Here is an 18876-nt window from a genome sequence, read left to right on the forward strand (position 1 = left end):
ATCAAAGCGAAAGGCCAGTGCCGGCGGGTGTCGCAGGCACTGGCCCCGGACGCCGGACCGAGGGGTCCGACGCGGCGTAGACAGTTATTTTACGTGTTTCCAGTAGGAAGCATTCAAACGCCATGCAACCACGAAGAAAACGCCCAGGAAAAGCAGCACCCAGACGCCCAGCTGCTGGCGCTGGCGCTTGACCGGCTCGGCCATCCAGGCCATGAAGTTGGTCAGGTCCGCGACGTCCTGGTCGAACTGGCGCGCGGCAGCCGGATCCAGGGCCTTGAAGCGGTTCTCGACCGAGCCATGGCCGGTGTAGTTGGCCAGCGGTTCCTTCTCGACGCTGACGAAGCCCTGGGCGTCGTAGGTGGTCTTCACGCGCTCCCAGCCTTCGGCGCCGTCCTTGGCCACCTTGTGGACTTCGGTGCGGGTGAGTTCGCGCGGGCCTTGCTGCGCCCACATGACGTGCGGCATGCCGACGCTGGGGAACACGAGGTTGTCCCAGCCCGAGGCCTTGCTGGCGTCGCGGTAGAAGGTGCGCAGGTAGGTGTAGAGGTAGTCGGCGCCCGAGGGGCCGGCGTTGATCGACTTGGCGCGCGCGATGACCGAGAGGTCGGGCGGCGTCGTGCCGAACCACTTCTTGGCGTCCTGCGGCGTCATGGCGATGTGCATCAGGTCGCCGATCTTCTCGCCGGTGAACAGCAGGTTGTCGCGGATCTGGTCGTCCGTGAGCCCGATGTCGGCCAGCTTGTTGTAGCGCATGGAGTTCGCGCTATGACAGTTCAGACAGTAGTTGACGAAGAGCTTCGCGCCGTTCTGCAGCGAGGCCATGTCATTGATGTTCTTGGGCGCGCGCTCCAGCGGGAAGTCCCCGCCGGCCGCCAGGGCGGCCGTGCAGGAGAGCGTCAGTGCGAAGGCACCCAGCAGCTTCTTGATCATGCTCATTCCGTTGATTCCTGTGGCCGGCTCAGTGGGCATGGAAGGTGACGCGGTCGGGGACCGGCTTGAAGGTCCCGAGGCGGCTCCACACGGGCATCAGCAGGAAGAAGCCCAGGTAGATCACGGTGCCGACCTGCGACATCAGGTTGAACACGTCGGTGGGCGCCTGCGTACCGAGGTAGCCCAGGATCACGAAGTTGATGAGGAAGATGGCGTACAGCCACTTGTGCCAGCCCGGACGGTAGCGGATCGACTTGACCGGGCTGTGGTCCAGCCAGGGCAGGAAGAACAGGATCACGACCGCGCCGCCCATGGCCACGACGCCCCAGAACTTGGCGTCGATGGCACGCAGCAGGACGGCCACGCCGATCAGCACGACCGGCACGGCGATGCGCAGGACGCCCTTCAGGCCGCCCTTCAGGTAGAGCCCGATGGCGCCCAGCACGCAGAAGCCGGCCAGCACCCAGGTGAACTCGTCGGTGGTGGCGCGCAGCATCGAGTAGAACGGCGTGAAGTACCAGACCGGCGCGATGTGCGGCGGGGTCTTCAGCGGGTCTGCCGGCAGGAAGTTGTTGTACTCCAGGAAGTAGCCGCCCATTTCCGGCGCGAAGAACACGATGGCCGCGAAGACGATGAGGAAGCCCGCCACGCCCACGATGTCGTGCACCGTGTAGAAGGGGTGGAAGGGAATGCCGTCGAGCGGACGGCCATGGCGGTCCTTGTACTTCTTGATTTCCACGCCGTCGGGGTTGTTCGAGCCGACCTCGTGCAGCGCCACCAGGTGCGCCGCGACCAGGCCCACCAGCACCAGCGGGATGGCAATGACGTGGAAGGAGAAGAAGCGGTTGAGCGTGGCATCGGACACGACGTAGTCGCCGCGGATCCAGATGGACAGCTCGGGGCCGATGTAGGGGATGGCGGAGAACAGGTTCACGATCACCTGCGCGCCCCAGTAGGACATCTGGCCCCAGGGCAGCAGGTAGCCGAAGAAGGCCTCGGCCATCAGGCACAGGAAGATGGCCACGCCGAAGATCCACACCAGCTCGCGCGGCTTGCGGTAGGAGCCGTAGAAGAGGCCCCGCAGCATGTGGAGATAGACCACGACGAAGAACATCGAGGCGCCGGTCGAGTGCATGTAGCGCACCAGCCAGCCCCACGGGACCTCGCGCATGATGTATTCGACGGATTCGAACGCGCGGGCGGCGTCCGGCTTGTAGTGCATGACCAGGAAGATGCCGGTCACGATCTGCAGCACCAGGACCAGCAGGGCCAGGGAGCCGAAGAAATACCAGAAATTGAAGTTCTTGGGCGCGTAGTACTCGGAAAGATGGGCTTTCCACAGCGTGCTTGCCGGGAAGCGCCGGTCTACCCAGCCCAAGAGACCTGTCGTCTCGACGATTTTGTCGCCAGCCATGTGATGGCTCCTTCTACGTTCTGTAGTCGCGTGATGTGATTGACGGATTCAGCAAGGCGAGGCCGCGAGCCTCAGGCCTTGTTGTCCTCGTCAACCCCGACGATGATCCGGGTGTCGCTCAGGTACTGATAGGGCGGCACCTCGAGGTTGTCGGGCGCGGGTTTGTTCTTGTAGACGCGGCCTGCCATGTCGAAGGTCGAGCCGTGGCAGGGGCAGATGAAACCGCCGGCCCAGTCGGAGGGCAGGCTGGGCTGCGCGCCCATCGCGAAGCGCGGCGTGGGCGAACAGCCCAGGTGCGTGCAGATGCCGACCGTGACGAGCACGTCGGGCTTGCGCGAGCGGTATTCGTTCTTGGCGTACTCGGGGGTGTAGCCGGGGCGTTCCGACGCTGGGTCGGCCATCTGGCTGTCCAGGCCCTTCAGGGCCGCGAGCTGTTCGTCGGTGCGGCGGATGATCCAGACGGGTTTGCCCCGCCATTCGACCGTGCGCATCTGGCCGGGAGCCAGGTCGCCGATATCCACTTCGACGGGCGCGCCCGCAGCCTTGGCGCGCTCGGACGGCGCGAAGGTGCTGACGAACGGTAGGGCGGTTGCCGCGCCTGCGACACCGCCGACCGCACAGGTCGCGCCTATCCAGAATCGCCGCGAGGGATCCGGGGGCAAATTGGGTGCCACCGCGCCATCGTCGTCGACAACAATCGTATCCTGACTCATCTTCCCATCCTGTGTTGTGCCCGGCGGTAGAACACCACCTCCGTGCCGCTCCCGGACTGGCTGTCGCCCCGAGGGGGCGACGGATGGCCAGAGAGCAGCCCGTCGGCGCAAAGACCGTCCGCTTGCGGCGGAGTGACCGGACCTTGCCTGGAATAATGCCGCGGGATACAGCCGCGTCGCTTGCGCATCATCAAGACACGCGCGAATTTCTACTGGTTTTTACCTAGTGCTGTTTTTCTACTGATACTAGCCAGGATTTGTGAGCAGCGGTGTCTCCCGCGCTTTTGTCTCCTAGTAACCCCTTATTATAGCGCCAGCCCACTGTCGGGCGGCAATTGTTGGGGGCCAGAATGAGTAAAGCAGGCGGTATTCTCAAGGAGTTTCGCGATTTCGCAACCAAGGGCAATGTCATCGACCTCGCGGTCGGTGTGATCATCGGCGCGGCTTTCGGCAAGATCGTCGACTCGCTGGTGAAAGACGTGGTCATGCCCTTGGTGAACTTCGTCCTCGGCGGTTCCGTGGACTTCAGCAACAAGTTCCTGGTGCTGCGCGCGCCCGAGGGCTATACCGGTCCGCAGACCTACGCCGAACTGACCCAGGCGGGCGCCATCGTGTTCGCGTGGGGCAACTTCATCACCATCCTGATCAACTTCATCCTGCTGGCCTTCGTGATCTTCTGGATGGTCAAGGCCGTGAACGCCGCGCGCCGCAAGCAGGAAGCCGAGCCGGCAGCGCCCGCCGCGCCTACGCCTCCTCCCGAGGACGTGGCGCTGCTGCGCGAGATTCGCGACCTGCTGAAGCGTTGATCCGGTACCCTGGGGGCAAGGCGCGCCAGCCTGGCTGGCGGCCCGCCTCAGACGGGGTTGTCGATGTCGATGAAGTCCACGCGGATGCCGAAACGCGCCGCGATGGCTTCGCCCAGTGCCTGCACGCCATAGCGCTCGGTGGCGTGATGGCCGGCGCCAATGAAGGCGGTGCCGGTCTCGCGGGCCAGGTGCGTGTTGGGTTCCGAGGCTTCGCCGGTCAGGTAGACGGTGGCGCCGGCATCCAGCGCGGCCTGCATGAAGCCTTGCGCGCCGCCCGTGCACCAGGCGATGCGGTCCAGGGGCTGGCGGGCATCGCCCACCACCAGCGGCTTGCGGCCCAGGCGGGCCTGCACCTGTTCGGCGAATTCGCCAAGCGTGCGCAGGCCGGGCGCGGTGCCGGTCCAGATGAGGTTGTCGGGTCCGCAGTTGCGGGGCGCGCCGGTGTCGGTCCGTTCCGGCTCCAGGCCCAGCACGCGTGCCAGCTGCGCGTTGTTGCCCCAGTCGGGGTGGGCATCCAGCGGCAGGTGATACGCGTAGAGGTTCAGCGCGTGGGCGAGTGCAAGCGCCAGCCGCGTGCGGCGCGTGCCGCGCACCCGCGGGTCTTCGTTCTTCCAGAACCAGCCGTGGTGCACGAGCACGGCGTCGGCGCCGCGCGCGATGGCTTCGCGCAGCAGCGCCTCGCTGGCGGTGACGCCAGCGATAATGTGCTTCACGACGGGCTTGCCTTCGACCTGCTGGCCATTGGGACAGTAGTCCTTGAAACGCGCGACTTGCAGGACATCGTCCAGCCATGCAGAGAGTTCGCGAGTGCTTACCTGATTCATTTTCTTGCCGCCTTTCCGAAACATGCGTCGATACTGGCTGATCTTCGCCCAGACCGTCACGGTGAGTCTGGCCATTCTATTCGTGGTGACGACCCTGCGCCCGGACTGGCTGCGGCTGAACGGCAATGGGGGGGCCGCGCCCGCGCCGGCGGCTGCGCCCAATGGCGTGCCCGCGGCGAGCGGCCTGGTGCCCGGCGTGTCGTTTTCGCAGGCCGTGGCGCGTGCCGCGCCGTCGGTGGTGAACGTCTTCACCAGCAAGACCGTGTCCGTGCCGCTGGTGCCGCTGCCCGACGACGATCCGGTGCTGCGCGACCTGCTGGGCAAGGTGCCGGGCCTGAGCCGGCGCGAGGAAAGCACCAGCCTGGGCTCGGGCGTGATCGTCAGCGCATCGGGCTATGTGCTGACCAACTATCACGTGGTGAAGGCCGCCGAGTCGGTCGAGGTGGCGCTGGCCGATGGCAGGCAGACCGCCGCCAAGGTGGTGGGCGCCGACCCTGAAACGGACCTGGCCGTGCTGAAGATCGCGCTGTCCGACCTGCCCGTGATGACGCTGGGCGACGCGACGCAGCTGCAGGTGGGCGACGTGGCGCTGGCCATCGGCAATCCTTTCGGCGTGGGCCAGACGACCACCATGGGCATCGTCTCGGCGCTGGGCCGCAACCGGCTGGGCATCAATCCGTATGAGAACTTCATCCAGACCGACGCCGCGATCAATCCCGGCAACTCCGGCGGCGCGCTGATCGACCACCAGGGCCGGCTGATCGGCATCAACACGGCGATCTATTCGCAGTCGGGTGGGTCGGTGGGCATCGGCTTTGCCATTCCGGCACAGGCCGCGCTGCGGGTGATGGAGCAGATCGTCGAGCACGGCGCGGTGGTGCGCGGCTGGCTGGGCGTCGAACCCCAGGACATCACCGCCGATCTGGCCCGAGCTTTCGGGCTGGCGCGGCCCGGAGGGGTCATCATCGCCGGCGTGCTGCGCGAGGGACCTGCCGGCAAGGCGGGCCTGCGTACCGGTGACATCGTGGAGGCCATCGGTGAGCAGCCGGTGCGCGACACCACGTCGTTGCTGGCGCTGATCGCGGCCTTGCCGCCGAAGTCGGAGGTCATCGTGCATGTCCGCCGCGGCGGGAAGGCCCTGGAAGTGCCCGTGGTCGTGGGCATGCGGCCGGGCAAGCCTGGCGGCTAGCGTGCTGTCCCGCAAGCTGGGCAACTCACGGGGCAGCACGCTAGTCGCGCGGCCGGCGGCGCAGCTTGCGCGCCAGGTCCAGCAGGTAGGCCTGGTCAGGCGCCTGCATGTGGTGATAGGCCTCCAGCAGGTCGGCCATGTCGTCGTCGGGCGTATAGAACCAGGGCACCGGCAACTGCAGGATGGGGGCCAGCCTGCGCATCAGCGAGAAATCCGGTGTGTGCTTGCCCCGTTCGTACTGGTTCATGCGTGCACTGGCCGAGGCCGCGTCGATGCCGGCCAGCTGGCCAAGTTTTTCCTGCGAGACACCGAGCCGTTGCCGGGCCTCTTTCAAGCGATGGGAAAGCACGGGCGCGATTCCTGAAACCTTGATCTTGCCGGGAATTCTGGCGGGCACGGCCTGGCAGGGAAGGTGAGAGGAGCGTTGCACGCCGCGTGCAGTTTGACGCTTTTCGGGCCTGCGGGCCTTGTGCCGGGCGCTTGTGTTTCCCGCAATGCCTTGCCGGGCAAGGCATTGCGGCCAGCAGGAGTAAACATCAGCCAGACATCAGGAAGCGCGAGCGCGCACGCCGGACGTGGTGCTGCGCCCTCGCGAAGATCGCCAGGACGCAGCAGGGGGAAAAGGGAAGGCACCCGGCCCCGGGGGGCTGGGGGATCAGGTGCGCTCGGTCAGCGCGCTGTCGTCGCTGCTGGCGGGTGCCGGTTTCTTGATCATGCGGGCAATGAGCAGGCCGACCTCGAACAGCAGGCACAGCGGCACGGCCAGCATGAACTGGCTGACGACGTCGGGGGGGGTGACGACCGCCGCGATGATGAAGGCGCCGACGATGACGTAGCCACGCGCGGCCCGCAGTTGCGCGACCGTGACGACCCCCGTGATGACCAGCACGATCACCACGATGGGGACTTCGAACGTGATGCCGAAGGCCAGGAACATCGTCATGACGAAGTTCAGGTAGGCCTCGATGTCCGGCGCCGGCGTGATGGACTGCGGCGCGAAGGTGGCGATGAAGTGGAAGACCGTCTTGAAGACGAAGAAATAGCAGAACGCCATGCCCAGCAGGAACAGCGCCGAGCTGGAGATGATGAGCGGCATGGCCAGGCGCTTTTCATGCCGGTAGAGGCCGGGCGCCACGAAGGCCCAGGCCTGGTACAGCACCACGGGCAGCGATAGCACGAAGGCGGCCAGCATGGTGACCTTGACGGGCACCATGAAGGGCGTGATGACGCCCGTGGCGATCATGCGCGTGCCGTCGGGCAGCGAGGCCAGCATGGGCTGGGCCAGCAGGTCATAGATGGCCGAAGGCCCCGGATACATGAACAGCACCACGAAGACGCCCAGGACGGCGCCAGCGGCCTTGAGCACGCGCGAACGCAGCTCGACCAGGTGCGAGATGAACGTGTCCTGAGGGAGATCTTCCTGGCTCACGTGGGGCTGCCGTTAGGGGTCTGGGGGGTGGCGCGCGCTTGCCGGGCGGAATCGGCCTCGGCCCACTCCGCGGCGCTTGCGGGTTCGGGGCTGGGCGGCAGCGGGGTGACCGGCGCAGGCGCCATGGGCTGTGCCTGGGCGGTGGCCGGGGCCCGGACGGGCTCGGGGAGTTCGCTGGCGCCGCCTGCCACGGAAGACGGCGGCGTGTCGGTGTCTTCGGGCGTGCCGGGCGGCGTGGTGAGCGGCGGCACGTCTTCGGGCGCCTGGATGGCCTGCGGGTCGGCTTGCGTGTCCGACGTGCCTTCCATGTCTTTCCTGAGGGCGTCGCCGGTTTCCGAGAAGGAGCGGGACAGGTCGTCGAGCGGCGCGCGCAGCGAGGCGCTGGTGTCGCGCAGCGAGCTTTGCACGCTGCTGGCGGCGTCCTGCATCTGGTCCTTGAACTTGCGCAGCTCGTCGAGTTCGATCTCGCGGCGGATGTCGGTCTTGACGTCGCTGACGTAGCGCTGGGCGCGGCCCAGCAGGTGGCCGACGGTGCGGGCGACCTTGGGCAGGCGTTCCGGGCCGATCACGATCAGCGCGATCACGCCGATGACCAGCATTTCGGTGAAGCTGACGTCAAACATTGAGATCGGTGCGCAGGCAAGAAGAAATGGCGCGCGGCATGCCGCCGCGCGGCGTCAGGGTAAGGCCTGGGCGAGCCAGCGGCGTGGTGCCGGCGCGCATCAGGACTGCGACGAGGCCGACTTTTCCTTGGCCTGGACGTCAATGGCTTCGCCATTGGCGACGCGTTGCGCGGCCTGTTGTTCGGGGGTGTCGCTGCTGTTGGCTTCCTTCATGCCGTCCTTGAAGCCCTTGACGGCGCCGCCCAGGTCGGAGCCGACGTTGCGCAGCTTCTTGGTGCCGAACACCAGCGCAATGATGAGGAGGACGATCAACCAATGCCAGATGCTAAAGCTGCCCATGAGCGTTCTCCGAGAATTAGGCAATCGACGCCATGCGGCCCTGCCAGGGACGCGCGCCGCCGAGAATGTGGAAATGCAGGTGCGGAACTTCCTGGCCGCCGTCCGCGCCGGCGTTGGCCACCAGGCGGAAACCGCCTTCGGGTCCGGGGCGGCAGCCGTTTTCCTCGGCCAGCCGGGAGGCCAGAATCATCATTCTACCCAACCAACCCGCATCTTTTTGTGTCACCTCGGCCATGGAGACGATGTGGTGGCGCGGAATCAACAACAGGTGCACGGGGGCGGCGGGGCTGATGTCGTGGAAGGCGAGGAATTCCTCGTCTTCATGGACCTTGCGGGCGGGGATGTCCCCCTTGGCGATCTTGCAGAAGATACAGGTGTCGCTCACGTCGATGCTCGCTGGATATCGGTGGGTCAGGTCGCGCGGCGGGCCTTTTCCTCGAGGCCGGACAGGCCCTCGCGGCGCGCCAACTCGGCCAGCACGTCCTCGGGACGCAGGCCGAAATGGGTCAGGGCCACCATGCAATGAAACCACAAGTCCGCGGTTTCGGCGACCACGCGGTCAGGCGCCGCATCCTTGGCGGCCATGACGAGTTCGGTGGCTTCCTCGCCGATCTTCTTCAGGAAGGCGTCGGGACCCTTGGCCAGCAGCTTGGCGACGTAGGAGCCTTGCGGGTCGCCGCCGTTGGCGGGCAGGCGCGTGGCCAGCGTGTCGGCCAGGCGCGCGAGGATATCGGAGGAATCTGCCATGACGGTGCCGGGCGCGCGGGGGGCGCCCATCATTTATAGATGAGTTCGGGGTCTTTCAGGACCGGGTCGGTGATCTGCCAGGCCGATTGCGCGCCTTCGCCCTGCAGCTGGCGATAGAAGCAGCTGGGCCGGCCCGTGTGGCAGGCGATGCCGCCATGCTGGGTGATCTTCAGCAGCACGACGTCGCCGTCGCAGTCCAGGCGCAACTCGTGCACCGTTTGCGTGTGGCCGGATTCCTCGCCCTTGCGCCAGAGACGCGAGCGCGAGCGCGACCAGTAGACGGCGCGCTGGGTGGCGGCCGTTTCGGCGAGCGCCTCGGCGTTCATCCAGGCCACCATCATGATCTGGCCGCTTTCGGCGTCCTGGGCGATGGCGGGGACGAGGCCGTCCTTGTCGAAGGCCACGTCGGCCATCCAGTCGGGGTGTTGGGTCATGTGAGTTCCGTAGGGCCGCGCAGGCGGGGGCCGCTCAATCCAGGCGCACGGGGATGCCCTGGCCGGCCATGAAGCGCTTGGCTTCGCCGACCGTGTGCTGGCCGTAGTGGAAGATGCTGGCCGCCAGCACTGCATTGGCCTGGCCCAGCGTAACGCCATCGGCCAGGTGCTGCAAGCCGCCGACGCCGCCCGATGCGATGACGGGGACGGGGACGGCCTCGGCCACGCGGCGCGTGAGTTCGAGGTCGAAGCCCGACTTGGTGCCGTCGCGGTCCATGCTGGTCAGCAGGATTTCGCCCGCGCCATAGGCGGCCATGCGGCGCGCCCACTCGATGGCGTCCAGGCCGGTGGCCCGGCGTCCGCCATGGGTGAAGACTTCCCAGCGGGCGGCTTCGCCGTCGGCGCTGACGCGGCGCGCGTCGATGGCGACCACGATGCACTGCGAGCCGTGGTAGGCCGCGGCGTCGAGCACCAGTTCAGGCCGCGCGATGGCGGCGCTGTTGATGGAGATCTTGTCGGCGCCCGCATTGAGCAGGCGCTGCACATCGGATACCTGGCGCACGCCGCCGCCCACGGTGAGCGGGATGAAGACCTGCGACGCCACTTCCTCGATGATGGGGAGGATGAGGTCGCGGCCGTCGCTGGTGGCGGTGATGTCGAGGAAGGTGAGTTCGTCGGCGCCCTGGTCGTCGTAGCGCTTGGCGATTTCCACCGGGTCGCCGGCGTCCATCAGGTTGACGAAGTTCACGCCCTTGACGACGCGCCCGGCGGTCACGTCCAGGCAGGGGATGATGCGCCGGGTCAGGCCGTTCATCACGCGCCTAACTCGTCGGCACGGGTCTGCGCGGCTTCGAAATCGAGCGTGCCTTCATAGATGCTGCGGCCCAGGATGGCGCCTTCGACGCCTTCGCTTTCCACTTCGCACAGCGCGTCGATGTCCTTCAGGTCGGCGATGCCGCCCGAGGCGATGACGGGGATGCGGACGTGCTGGGCCAGGCGCACGGTGGCTTCGATGTTCACGCCCGAGAGCATGCCGTCGCGGCCGATGTCGGTGTAGATGATGGCCTCGCAGCCGTAGTCCTCGAACTTGCGCGCCATGTCGAGCACGTCGTGGCCGGTGAGCTTGCTCCAGCCGTCGGTGGCGACCTTGCCGTCGCGCGCGTCCAGGCCCACGATGATGCTGCCGGGGAAGGCGCCGCAGGCGTCGTGCAGGAAGCCGGGGTTCTTCACGGCGGCGGTGCCGATGATGACGTAGGCGATGCCGAAGTCGAGGTAGCGCTCGATGGTGTCCAGGTCGCGGATGCCGCCACCGATCTGCACCGGGATCTCGGCGCCCACGGCGTCGACGATGCTGCGGATGACCGCTTCGTTCTTGGGCTTGCCCGCGACGGCGCCGTTCAGGTCGACCAGGTGCAGGCGGCGCGCGCCGCGCTCGAGCCAATGGGTGGCCATGGCGGCGGGATCTTCTGAGAACACCGTGGCGTCGTCGAGATCGCCTTGGCGCAAGCGCACGCAGCGCCCGTCTTTGAGGTCAATGGCGGGGATCAGCAGCATGGTCGTGTCAGGTCTTTTGGTATGGCGTGGGTGGAAAACAGGGCCGGGGCACGCGTGCGGCGTGCTTACGGTTGCCAGTCTACAAAATTGCGGTACAGGCGCAAGCCGTGGGCCGCGCTCTTCTCCGGGTGGAACTGCACCGCGAAAATGTTAGCGTCGGCCACCGCTGACGTAAAGGCAAGCCCATAGCGGGTTTCACCTACTGTCAGCGCGGCGTCGCGCGGCACGACGTAGTAACTGTGCACGAAATAGAAATGGGTGTCGTCGGGAATGCCCGCCCAGAGCGCATGCGCGCGGGTCTGGCGCACCGGGTTCCAGCCCATGTGGGGCACCTTGAGCAGGTCGCCGTGCGGGGGCGCGGCGACGGCGGCCGAGGCGTCGGCGGGCGCCAGCGCCTGGGCGAAGCCGGGGCCGGCGAAGCGGCGCACTTCGCCCGGGAAAAGGGCGAGGCAGGGCGTGTCGCCTTCCTCGCTGCGCTCGAACATCATCTGCTCGCCCACGCACACGCCCAGCAGCGGCTTGTTGCGGGCCGCGCGCAGCACCGCGTCGCGCAGGCCGGAGGCGTCCAGCGTGCGCATGCAGTCGGGCATGGCGCCCTGGCCGGGGAAGACCACGCGGTCCGCCGCGTCGATCTGGGCCGCGGTATTGCAGATGCGGATGTCGGCATCGGGCGCGGCATGGCGCAGCGCACGGGCCACGGAGTGGAAGTTGCCCATGCCGTAGTCGACGATGGCGATGGTGGTCACGTCAGGCGCTCGCGTGTGGAAGTGAGGGACAGGGCGGGGCTCAGAGCACGCCCTTGGTGGAGGGGATCACGCCTTCGCTGCGCGCGTCGCGTTCCAGCGCCATGCGCAGCGCGCGGCCACAGGCCTTGAAGACGGTCTCGCACTGGTGGTGGGCGTTCTCGCCGCGCAGGTTGTCGACGTGCAGCGTGATGAGGGCGTGGTTGACCAGGCCCTGGAAGAATTCGCGGGCGAGGTCCACGTCGAAGTTGCCGATGCGGGCGCGGGTGTAGGGCACGTGGTACTGCAGGCCGGGACGGCCCGAGAAGTCGACCACGACGCGCGAGAGGGCTTCGTCCAGCGGCACGTAGGCGTGGCCGTAGCGGCGGATGCCGGCCTTGTCGCCCACCGCGCGCGCGATGGCCATGCCCAGCGTGATGCCGACGTCTTCCACGGTGTGGTGGTCGTCGATGTGCAGGTCGCCCTCGGCCTTGATGTCCAGGTCGATGAGACCGTGGCGCGCGATCTGGTCGAGCATGTGGTCGAGGAACGGGACGCCGGTGTCGATGGTCTGGCGGCCGGTGCCGTCCAGGTTCACGGCCACGCGGATGCGGGTCTCGTTGGTGTTGCGGCTGATCTCTGCGGTACGCATGTCGGGACTCGGGTCAGGCACTGAGGATGTCAGTCAGGGCCGCCAGGAGGGCGGCGTTTTCGTCGGGCGCGCCGATCGACACGCGCAGGCAGTCGGTCAGCAGCGGATGGAAGCGGGATACGTTGCGCACCAGGATGCGGCGCCCGGCCAGCGCGGCCTGCACGGCATCGGCGCCACGGTCGGTGCGCAGCAGCAGGAAGTTGCCGGACGACGGGAACACGGTGACGCCGGGCAGCGCCGCCAGCGCGCGCGCCAGGGGCTCGCGGTCGGCGCGCAGGCGCGCGGCCATGTCGTCCAGCACATCCTTGTGCGCGAGCAGCACATCCAGCGCCGCCTGCGTATGCACGCCGATATTGTAAGGGGGACGGACCTTGTCCAGTTCGGCGGTCCAGGCGGGGTGGCTGGCGAGGTAGCCGAAGCGCAGGCCCGCCAGGCCGATCTTGGACACGGTGCGCAGCACCACCAGGTTGGGATGCGCCAGCACTTCCGGCATCCAGGTGTGGCCCGCGAAGGGCTGGTAGGCCTCGTCCACCACGACCAGGCCGGGGGCGGCGGCCAGCACCGCGCGCACCGCGTCGTCCGACCACAGGCCGCCGGTCGGGTTGTTGGGCAGCGCCAGGAACACCAGCCTGGGCTGCTCGCGCGCGATCGCGTCCAGCAGCGCGGGCAGGTCGAGTTCGAGGGCCGGCGTGAGCGGCACGCCCACGAAGCGCGCGTGATCGAAGCGCGCGGCCATGTCGAAATAGACGAACGAGGGCCAGGGCGACAGGACGACGTCGCCGGGCGCGCAGCAGGCCTGAACCAGCAGGTGGATGAGTTCGTCGGAGCCGTTGCCGAACACCAGGCCCGCGGCCTCGGGGACGTCGAAGGCCTGGCGCACGCGGGCCCGCAAGGCGGCGTTGTCGCCCGGGTAGCGCGTCAGGTCGCTGTGGGCGATGGCGGCGGCCACGGCGTCCCGCAGCGCGGGCGGCAGCGGATAGGGGCACTCCATCGCGTCGAGCTTGATGCAGCCTTCGGCATGTGCCACGGGATAGGCCTGCAAGCCGCGGATGTCGGCGCGCACGGTGGCCGCGACGCGGTCGGCGACGCGGACGTCGTGTTGCGAGGAAGCAGGGCCGTCAGCCCCCGGTGCGCCGGGGGGCGTCTGGCCCCCGGTGCGTGCAGGGCTCATTTGTCGAGGCGGTATTCGGCGCTGGCCGCATGGGCCTGCAGGCCTTCGCCATGGGCGAGGTCGGCTGCGATGCGGCCCAGCGTCTGTGCGCCGGCATGCGAAACCTGGATGAGGCTCGAGCGCTTCTGGAAGTCGTAGACGCCCAGGGGCGAGGAGAAGCGCGCCGTGCGCGAGGTCGGCAGCACGTGATTGGGGCCGGCACAGTAGTCGCCCAGCGACTCGGAGCTGTAGCGGCCCAGGAAGATGGCGCCCGCGTGGCGGATGCGCGCGGCGACCGTCACGGCGTCTTCGGTGGAGATCTCCAGGTGCTCGGGCGCGATGTGGTTGGCGATCTCGCAGGCTTCGTCGATGCTGGCCACCAGGATGAGCGCGCCACGGTCTGCCAGGCTCTTGCGGATGATGTCCGCGCGCGGCATGGTGGGCAGCAGGCGCGCGATGGCGGCTTCCACTTCGTCGAGGTAGGCCGCGTCGGGGCACAGCAGGATGGCCTGCGCCAGCTCGTCGTGCTCGGCCTGCGAGAAGAGATCCATGGCGATCCAGTCGGCGGGCGTCTTGCCGTCGCAGATGATCAGGATCTCGCTGGGGCCGGCGATCATGTCGATGCCGACCGTGCCGAAGACGCGGCGCTTGGCGGCGGCGACGTAAGCGTTGCCGGGGCCGACGATCTTGTCGACGGCGGGCAGGGTGGCGGTGCCGTAGGCCAGCGCGCCCACGGCCTGGGCGCCGCCCACGGCAAACGCGCGGTCCACGCCGGCGATGGCCGCGGCGGCCAGCACGATGGGATTGCGCACGCCGTCGGGCGTCGGGGTGACCATGATGACTTCCGGCACGCCCGCGACCTTGGCGGGGATGGCGTTCATCAGCACGGACGAGGGATAGGCGGCCTTGCCGCCGGGCACGTAGAGGCCCACGCGGTCCAGCGGGGTGATCTGCTGGCCCAGCACGGTGCCGTCGGCCTCGGTATAGCTCCAGCTTTCCGCGCGCTGGTGCACGTGATAGCTGCGCACGCGGTCGGCGGCGGCTTCCAGGGCATTGCGCTGGTGGGCCGGCAGCGCGGCCAGCGCGGCTTCCCAGTCGGCGCGCGGGATTTCCAGCGCATCGATCGAGGTGGCCTGCACGCGGTCATAGCGCTGGGTGTATTCGAGCAGCGCGGCGTCGCCGCGCTGGCGGACGTCGGCCAGGATGCCGGCCGCGGCGCGGTCGATGGATTCGTCCTGCGAGGCGTCGAAGGCGAGCAGGCGCGTGAGCGCGTCGCGAAAGCCCGCGTCGCGGGCGTCGAGTCGTTGGATGAGGGCAGCCATGGGGATATCGTAGCGGAAACGGGTCAGGGCGCGGGCGCCGCCGAGGCGCGCTCGAAGGCGTCCAGCAGCGGCTGCAGCGCGGCGCCGCGCGTCTTCAGCGAGGCCCGGTTGACGACCAGGCGCGAGGAGATCGGCATGATGTCCTCGACAGCGACCAGGTTGTTGGCGCGCAGCGTGCCGCCGGTGGACACCAGGTCGACGATGGCGTCGGCCAGCCCGACCAGCGGGGCGAGCTCCATCGAGCCGTAGAGCTTGATCAGGTCGACGTACATGCCCTTGGCGGCGAAATGCTCGCGCGCAGCCTGGGTGTATTTGGTGGCCACGCGCAGGCGCGCGCCCTGGTAGACCGCGGCGGTGTAGTCGAAGTCGGCGCGCACGGCCACGCACAGCTTGCAGCGGGCGATGTTCAGGTCGATGGGCTGGTAGAGGCCGCCCGGATCCTGGGCCTGGTGCTCGTTCAGCACGTCCTTGCCGGCGATGCCGAGGTCGGCGGCGCCGTATTGTACGTAGGTGGGGACGTCCGACGCGCGCACGATGATGAGGCGCAGGTTGGGATCGCTGGTGCCGATGATGAGCTTGCGCGACTTCTCGGGGTTCTCGCTGACCTCGATGCCGGCGGCGGCCAGCAGCGGCAGCGTTTCCTCGAAGATGCGGCCCTTGGAGAGCGCGAGCGTCAGCGGACGAGAGGCGGTTTGGATGTCAGTCATGCGTGTTCCCGTGCCGGCGCTTCAGGCCGCGTCCTTGCCGGAGAGGCGTTCGATCCTGGCGCCCAGCGCGCCCAGCTTCACTTCCATGCGTTCGTAGCCGCGGTCCAGGTGATAGATGCGGTCGATGATGGTTTCGCCCTCGGCGGCCAGGCCGGCGATGACCAGGCTGGCCGAGGCGCGCAGGTCGGTGGCCATGACGCGCGCGCCCGAGAGTCGCGGCACGCCGCGCACGACCGCCGTGTGGCCGTCGATGTCGATGTCGGCGCCCAGGCGGCAGAGTTCCTGCACGTGCATGAAGCGATTCTCGAAGATCGTTTCCACGATCATCGCGGTGCCGTCGGCCAGCGTGTTCAGCGCCATGATCTGCGCCTGCATGTCGGTGGCGAAGCCGGGGTATTCCAGCGTGCGCACGTCGACCGGGCTGGGGCGGCGGTCCATGCTGGCGCGGATGGTGTCCGTGCCGCATTCCAGCGTGATGCCGGTGGCGCGCAGCTTGTCCAGCGTGGCGCCCATGGCCTGCGGCGCCACGCCGCGCAGCAGGATGTCGCCGCCGGCCGCGCCCACGGCGCACAGGAAGCTGCCGGCTTCGATGCGGTCGGGCGTGACGCTGTGGCTGGCGCCGTGCAGGCGCTCGACGCCTTCGATCACGATGCGGTCGGTGCCGTGGCCTTCGATGCGTGCGCCCATCTTGATGAGCAGCTCGGCCAGGTCGACGACCTCGGGTTCACGCGCGGCGTTCTCCAGCACGGTGCGGCCTTCGGCCAGCACCGCCGCCATCAGCAGGTTCTCGGTGCCGGTGACGGTGATCATGTCGGTGCGCACCGTCGCGCCCTTCAGGCGCTTGGCGCGCGCGACGACGAAGCCGTGTTCGATGTGGATCTCGGCGCCCAGCGCGGCCAGGCCCTTGATGTGCTGGTCCACCGGACGCTGGCCGATGGCGCAGCCGCCGGGCAGGCTCACGCGGGCCTCGCCGAAGCGGGCGAGCAGCGGGCCCAGCACCAGGATGGAGGCGCGCATGGTCTTGACCAGGTCGTAGGGCGCTTCCAGGTTGTCGACCTTGTCGGCCCGCAGCGAGACGCGGCCGTCGTCGCCGCGCGTCGCGGCCACGCCCAGGCGGCCCAGCAGGCGCAGCGTGGTCGAGATGTCGTTCAGGGCCGGCACGTTCTCCAGCGTCACTTCATCGGCGGTGAGCAGGCCTGCGCAGAGGATGGGCAGCGCCGCGTTCTTGGCGCCGGAAATGGTGACTTCGCCCTGCAGGCGATTGCCACCGGTGATGCGCAGCTTGTCCATCAGCGTCCTGCCTCGGTCTTGCCGCCCTTGGCGGCGTATTCGTCGGGGGTGTGGTTCTTCATCGACAGCGCGTGGATCTCGGCGTTGGAACCGTCCATGCGCGCGCCCAGCGCGGCGTAGACCAGGCGTTGGCGCGCAACCAGCGATTGGCCTTCGAAGGCGGCGCTGACGATGGTCGCGTAGAAATGCGCGCCGTCGCCCTGGACGTCGATGTGGGTACAGGGCAGGTTGTCCGCAATGTATTGCCGGACTTGCTCGGGGGTAGGCAGCATGGCGTTCTAGCTTCGGAGTTTGTAGCCGCTGGCCAGCAGGCGCAGGGCGAAGACGGCCAGCACGGCGAAGACCCCGGCGACGACGGCCAGGCTGTGCCAGGGCGAGACGTCCGAGATCGAGAAGAAGCCGTAGCGGAAACCGTCGATGGTGTAGAAGATCGGATTCCAGTGCGACACGTGCTGCCAGAACGGCGGCAGCGTGTGGATGGAGTAGAACACGCCGGACAGGAAGGTGGCCGGCATGATGAGGAAGTTCTGGAAGGCGGCGAGCTGGTCGAATTTTTCGGACCAGAGGCCGGCGATGAGCCCCATGATGCCCATGATGCCGCAGGCCAGCGTGGCGAAGGCCAGGATCCACAGCGGGTGCTGCAGGGGCAGGGGAACGAAGAACAGCGCCACCAGCCAGACGCACAGCCCCACCGCCAGTCCGCGCACGATGGCGGCCAGCACGTAGGCGCTGAAGATCTCGCGGTGCGAGAGCGGGGGCAGCAGCATGAACACCAGGTTGCCCGTGATGCGGCTCTGGATGAGCGACGACGACGGGTTGGCGAAGGCGTTCTGCAGCATGCTCATCATCATGAGGCCGGGGATCAGGAACGCCGTGTAGCGGATCTCGCCGTAGACCTGCACGCGGTCCTGCAGGACCTGCGCGAAGACGACGAGATAGAGCAGGGCCGTGACGACGGGGGCGGCGATGGTCTGGAAGCTGACCTTCCAGAAGCGCAGCAATTCCTTGCGCAGCAGCGTGGGGAAGCCGGAGCCGTATTGAGGTGCGGGTGCCATCAGCGCGCGATCCCCGTCAGTTCGGTGCCGTCCTGGTGCATGATGCGCACGAAGGCGTCCTCCAGGTCCGCGCCGCCCACGCTGGCCAGCAGCGCCTGGGTGGTGTCCAGCGCGACGATGCGTCCGCGCTTGAGCATGGCGATGCGGCCGCACAGGGCCTCGGCTTCTTCGAGGTAGTGCGTGGTCAGCATGATGGTGTGGCCTTCCCGGTTCAGGCGCGAGATGAACTCCCACAGCGTGCGGCGCAGGTCCACGTCCACGCCGGCGGTGGGCTCGTCCAGCACGATGACGGGCGGGCGGTGCACCAGCGCCTGGGCCACCAGCACGCGGCGCTTCATGCCGCCGGACAGCGCGCGCATGTTGTTGTCCGCCTTGTCGGACAGGCCGAGGTTGGCCAGGATCTCGTCGATCCAGTCATCGTTGTTGCGCAGGCCGAAATAGCCCGACTGGATGCGCAGGGTCTCGCGCACCGTGAAAAAGGGGTCGTAGACCAGTTCCTGGGGCACCACGCCCAGCGCGCGCCGCGCGTTGCGGTAGTCGCTGACCACGTCGTGGCCACAGACACTGGCGGTGCCGCCGCTGGCGCGCGCCAGGCCCGCCAGGATGGAAATGAGGGTGGTCTTGCCCGCGCCGTTGGGGCCCAGCAGGCCGAAGAATTCGCCGGGCTGGATGTCCAGGCTGACGTCGTCGAGGGCCTGGAAGCCCTGGTCGGGGGCGGCCTTGAACCGCCCGAAGAGTCCGGGGGCCCGGGTCGGGTAGATCTTGGAGACGTGGTCGAGACGGACGGCGGACATGAGGACAGGGCGCGCAGGCCCCGGAAAAGCGCGGATCGCCGATTATATAGGGGTGATCCCGTAACTCCCGGCATACCCCTGCCGGGGAGGGACTTTCAGGGCGACCGGCAGCGGTCTTCGCAAGAACCTCAGGGAGCCGGGGCACCGCGGAGCCGGCTTCGCCGGTCCGCCAGTGCCGCCCC

General features: G+C 68.0%; 24 protein-coding genes. 2 read left to right on the forward strand and 22 right to left on the reverse strand.

What is annotated here, in order from left to right:
• Positions 1-84: 84 nt before the first annotated feature.
• From ODI_RS01270 to petA, 3 genes are all read right to left on the reverse strand, one after another.
• A complete protein-coding gene (locus ODI_RS01270; protein WP_098020810.1) occupies positions 85-936 on the reverse strand; it encodes a cytochrome c1 in 852 nt (283 codons plus the stop codon).
• A gap of 22 nt (positions 937-958) precedes the next feature.
• Positions 959-2344, reverse strand: coding sequence for a cytochrome b (locus ODI_RS01275; RefSeq protein WP_067753514.1), 1386 nt, complete (start codon positions 2342-2344; stop codon positions 959-961).
• Positions 2345-2415: 71 nt separating this feature from the next.
• The gene (petA, locus tag ODI_RS01280; RefSeq protein WP_067753511.1) at positions 2416-3057 is read right to left on the reverse strand and encodes a ubiquinol-cytochrome c reductase iron-sulfur subunit; all 642 of its coding nucleotides are present in this window, start codon (positions 3055-3057) and stop codon (positions 2416-2418) included.
• A 350-nt stretch (positions 3058-3407) separates the two neighbouring features.
• Between petA and mscL the strand changes: the two genes are divergently transcribed.
• Positions 3408-3863, forward strand: a complete 456-nt coding sequence (gene mscL, locus ODI_RS01285; protein ID WP_067753508.1) for a large conductance mechanosensitive channel protein MscL — start codon at positions 3408-3410, stop codon at positions 3861-3863.
• Positions 3864-3910: 47 nt separating this feature from the next.
• Here the strand turns inward: mscL and ODI_RS01290 are convergent, their stop codons facing one another.
• Complete coding sequence (locus ODI_RS01290) at positions 3911-4687, reverse strand: Nif3-like dinuclear metal center hexameric protein (RefSeq protein WP_067753505.1); 777 nt, start codon at positions 4685-4687, stop codon at positions 3911-3913.
• A gap of 22 nt (positions 4688-4709) precedes the next feature.
• On the opposite strand from ODI_RS01290, the gene ODI_RS01295 reads away from it, so the two are divergent.
• Positions 4710-5876 carry a trypsin-like peptidase domain-containing protein gene (locus ODI_RS01295; protein WP_067753502.1) on the forward strand — a complete coding sequence of 389 codons (1167 nt, stop codon included), beginning with the start codon at positions 4710-4712 and terminating at the stop codon, positions 5874-5876.
• 40 nt (positions 5877-5916) lie between these two features.
• Here the strand turns inward: ODI_RS01295 and ODI_RS01300 are convergent, their stop codons facing one another.
• The 18 genes from ODI_RS01300 to ODI_RS01385 all read right to left on the reverse strand — a co-directional run bounded on the left by ODI_RS01300 (position 5917) and on the right by ODI_RS01385 (position 18694).
• Complete coding sequence (locus ODI_RS01300) at positions 5917-6225, reverse strand: helix-turn-helix transcriptional regulator (protein ID WP_067753499.1); 309 nt, start codon at positions 6223-6225, stop codon at positions 5917-5919.
• A 306-nt stretch (positions 6226-6531) separates the two neighbouring features.
• Positions 6532-7305 carry a twin-arginine translocase subunit TatC gene (gene tatC / locus ODI_RS01305; protein WP_067753496.1) on the reverse strand — a complete coding sequence of 258 codons (774 nt, stop codon included), beginning with the start codon at positions 7303-7305 and terminating at the stop codon, positions 6532-6534.
• On the reverse strand, positions 7302-7928 hold the full coding sequence (gene tatB, locus ODI_RS01310) for a Sec-independent protein translocase protein TatB (protein WP_067753493.1): 627 nt from the start codon (positions 7926-7928) through the stop codon (positions 7302-7304). The genes tatC and tatB overlap by 4 nt, the downstream gene beginning before the upstream one ends.
• Positions 7929-8027: 99 nt before the next feature.
• Complete coding sequence (gene tatA / locus ODI_RS01315) at positions 8028-8267, reverse strand: Sec-independent protein translocase subunit TatA (RefSeq protein WP_067753490.1); 240 nt, start codon at positions 8265-8267, stop codon at positions 8028-8030.
• Between the two features lie 16 nt (positions 8268-8283).
• A complete protein-coding gene (locus ODI_RS01320; RefSeq protein ID WP_067753487.1) occupies positions 8284-8652 on the reverse strand; it encodes a histidine triad nucleotide-binding protein in 369 nt (122 codons plus the stop codon).
• Between the two features lie 26 nt (positions 8653-8678).
• Positions 8679-9014, reverse strand: coding sequence for a phosphoribosyl-ATP diphosphatase (locus ODI_RS01325; protein WP_067753642.1), 336 nt, complete (start codon positions 9012-9014; stop codon positions 8679-8681).
• Positions 9015-9043: 29 nt separating this feature from the next.
• Entirely contained in the window at positions 9044-9448 is a 405-nt protein-coding gene (gene hisI / locus ODI_RS01330; RefSeq protein ID WP_067753484.1) for a phosphoribosyl-AMP cyclohydrolase, read from the reverse strand.
• A 34-nt stretch (positions 9449-9482) separates the two neighbouring features.
• Entirely contained in the window at positions 9483-10262 is a 780-nt protein-coding gene (hisF, locus tag ODI_RS01335; protein WP_067753481.1) for an imidazole glycerol phosphate synthase subunit HisF, read from the reverse strand.
• Positions 10262-11002, reverse strand: a complete 741-nt coding sequence (hisA, locus tag ODI_RS01340) for a 1-(5-phosphoribosyl)-5-[(5-phosphoribosylamino)methylideneamino]imidazole-4-carboxamide isomerase (RefSeq protein ID WP_067753478.1) — start codon at positions 11000-11002, stop codon at positions 10262-10264. The genes hisF and hisA overlap by 1 nt, the downstream gene beginning before the upstream one ends.
• A gap of 65 nt (positions 11003-11067) precedes the next feature.
• Positions 11068-11748, reverse strand: a complete 681-nt coding sequence (locus ODI_RS01345; protein WP_067753475.1) for an imidazole glycerol phosphate synthase subunit HisH — start codon at positions 11746-11748, stop codon at positions 11068-11070.
• A gap of 40 nt (positions 11749-11788) precedes the next feature.
• Complete coding sequence (gene hisB / locus ODI_RS01350; RefSeq protein ID WP_067753472.1) at positions 11789-12376, reverse strand: imidazoleglycerol-phosphate dehydratase HisB; 588 nt, start codon at positions 12374-12376, stop codon at positions 11789-11791.
• A 13-nt stretch (positions 12377-12389) separates the two neighbouring features.
• The gene (hisC, locus tag ODI_RS01355; RefSeq protein ID WP_082985295.1) at positions 12390-13547 is read right to left on the reverse strand and encodes a histidinol-phosphate transaminase; all 1158 of its coding nucleotides are present in this window, start codon (positions 13545-13547) and stop codon (positions 12390-12392) included.
• Positions 13544-14848 carry a histidinol dehydrogenase gene (hisD, locus tag ODI_RS01360; protein WP_067753469.1) on the reverse strand — a complete coding sequence of 435 codons (1305 nt, stop codon included), beginning with the start codon at positions 14846-14848 and terminating at the stop codon, positions 13544-13546. The genes hisC and hisD overlap by 4 nt, the downstream gene beginning before the upstream one ends.
• 23 nt (positions 14849-14871) lie before the next feature.
• On the reverse strand, positions 14872-15555 hold the full coding sequence (hisG, locus tag ODI_RS01365; protein ID WP_067753466.1) for an ATP phosphoribosyltransferase: 684 nt from the start codon (positions 15553-15555) through the stop codon (positions 14872-14874).
• 21 nt (positions 15556-15576) lie between these two features.
• Positions 15577-16845, reverse strand: coding sequence for a UDP-N-acetylglucosamine 1-carboxyvinyltransferase (gene murA / locus ODI_RS01370; RefSeq protein ID WP_067753463.1), 1269 nt, complete (start codon positions 16843-16845; stop codon positions 15577-15579).
• Positions 16845-17117 carry a BolA family protein gene (locus ODI_RS01375; protein WP_067753460.1) on the reverse strand — a complete coding sequence of 91 codons (273 nt, stop codon included), beginning with the start codon at positions 17115-17117 and terminating at the stop codon, positions 16845-16847. Before ODI_RS01375 ends, murA begins: the two co-directional genes overlap by 1 nt.
• 6 nt (positions 17118-17123) lie before the next feature.
• Positions 17124-17900 carry an ABC transporter permease gene (locus tag ODI_RS01380; protein ID WP_067753457.1) on the reverse strand — a complete coding sequence of 259 codons (777 nt, stop codon included), beginning with the start codon at positions 17898-17900 and terminating at the stop codon, positions 17124-17126.
• Positions 17900-18694, reverse strand: a complete 795-nt coding sequence (locus ODI_RS01385) for an ABC transporter ATP-binding protein (RefSeq protein WP_067753454.1) — start codon at positions 18692-18694, stop codon at positions 17900-17902. Before ODI_RS01385 ends, ODI_RS01380 begins: the two co-directional genes overlap by 1 nt.
• Positions 18695-18876 lie beyond the last annotated feature (182 nt).

The organism is Orrella dioscoreae (assembly GCF_900089455.2).
Classification (GTDB): Bacteria; Pseudomonadota; Gammaproteobacteria; order Burkholderiales; family Burkholderiaceae_B; genus Orrella; species Orrella dioscoreae.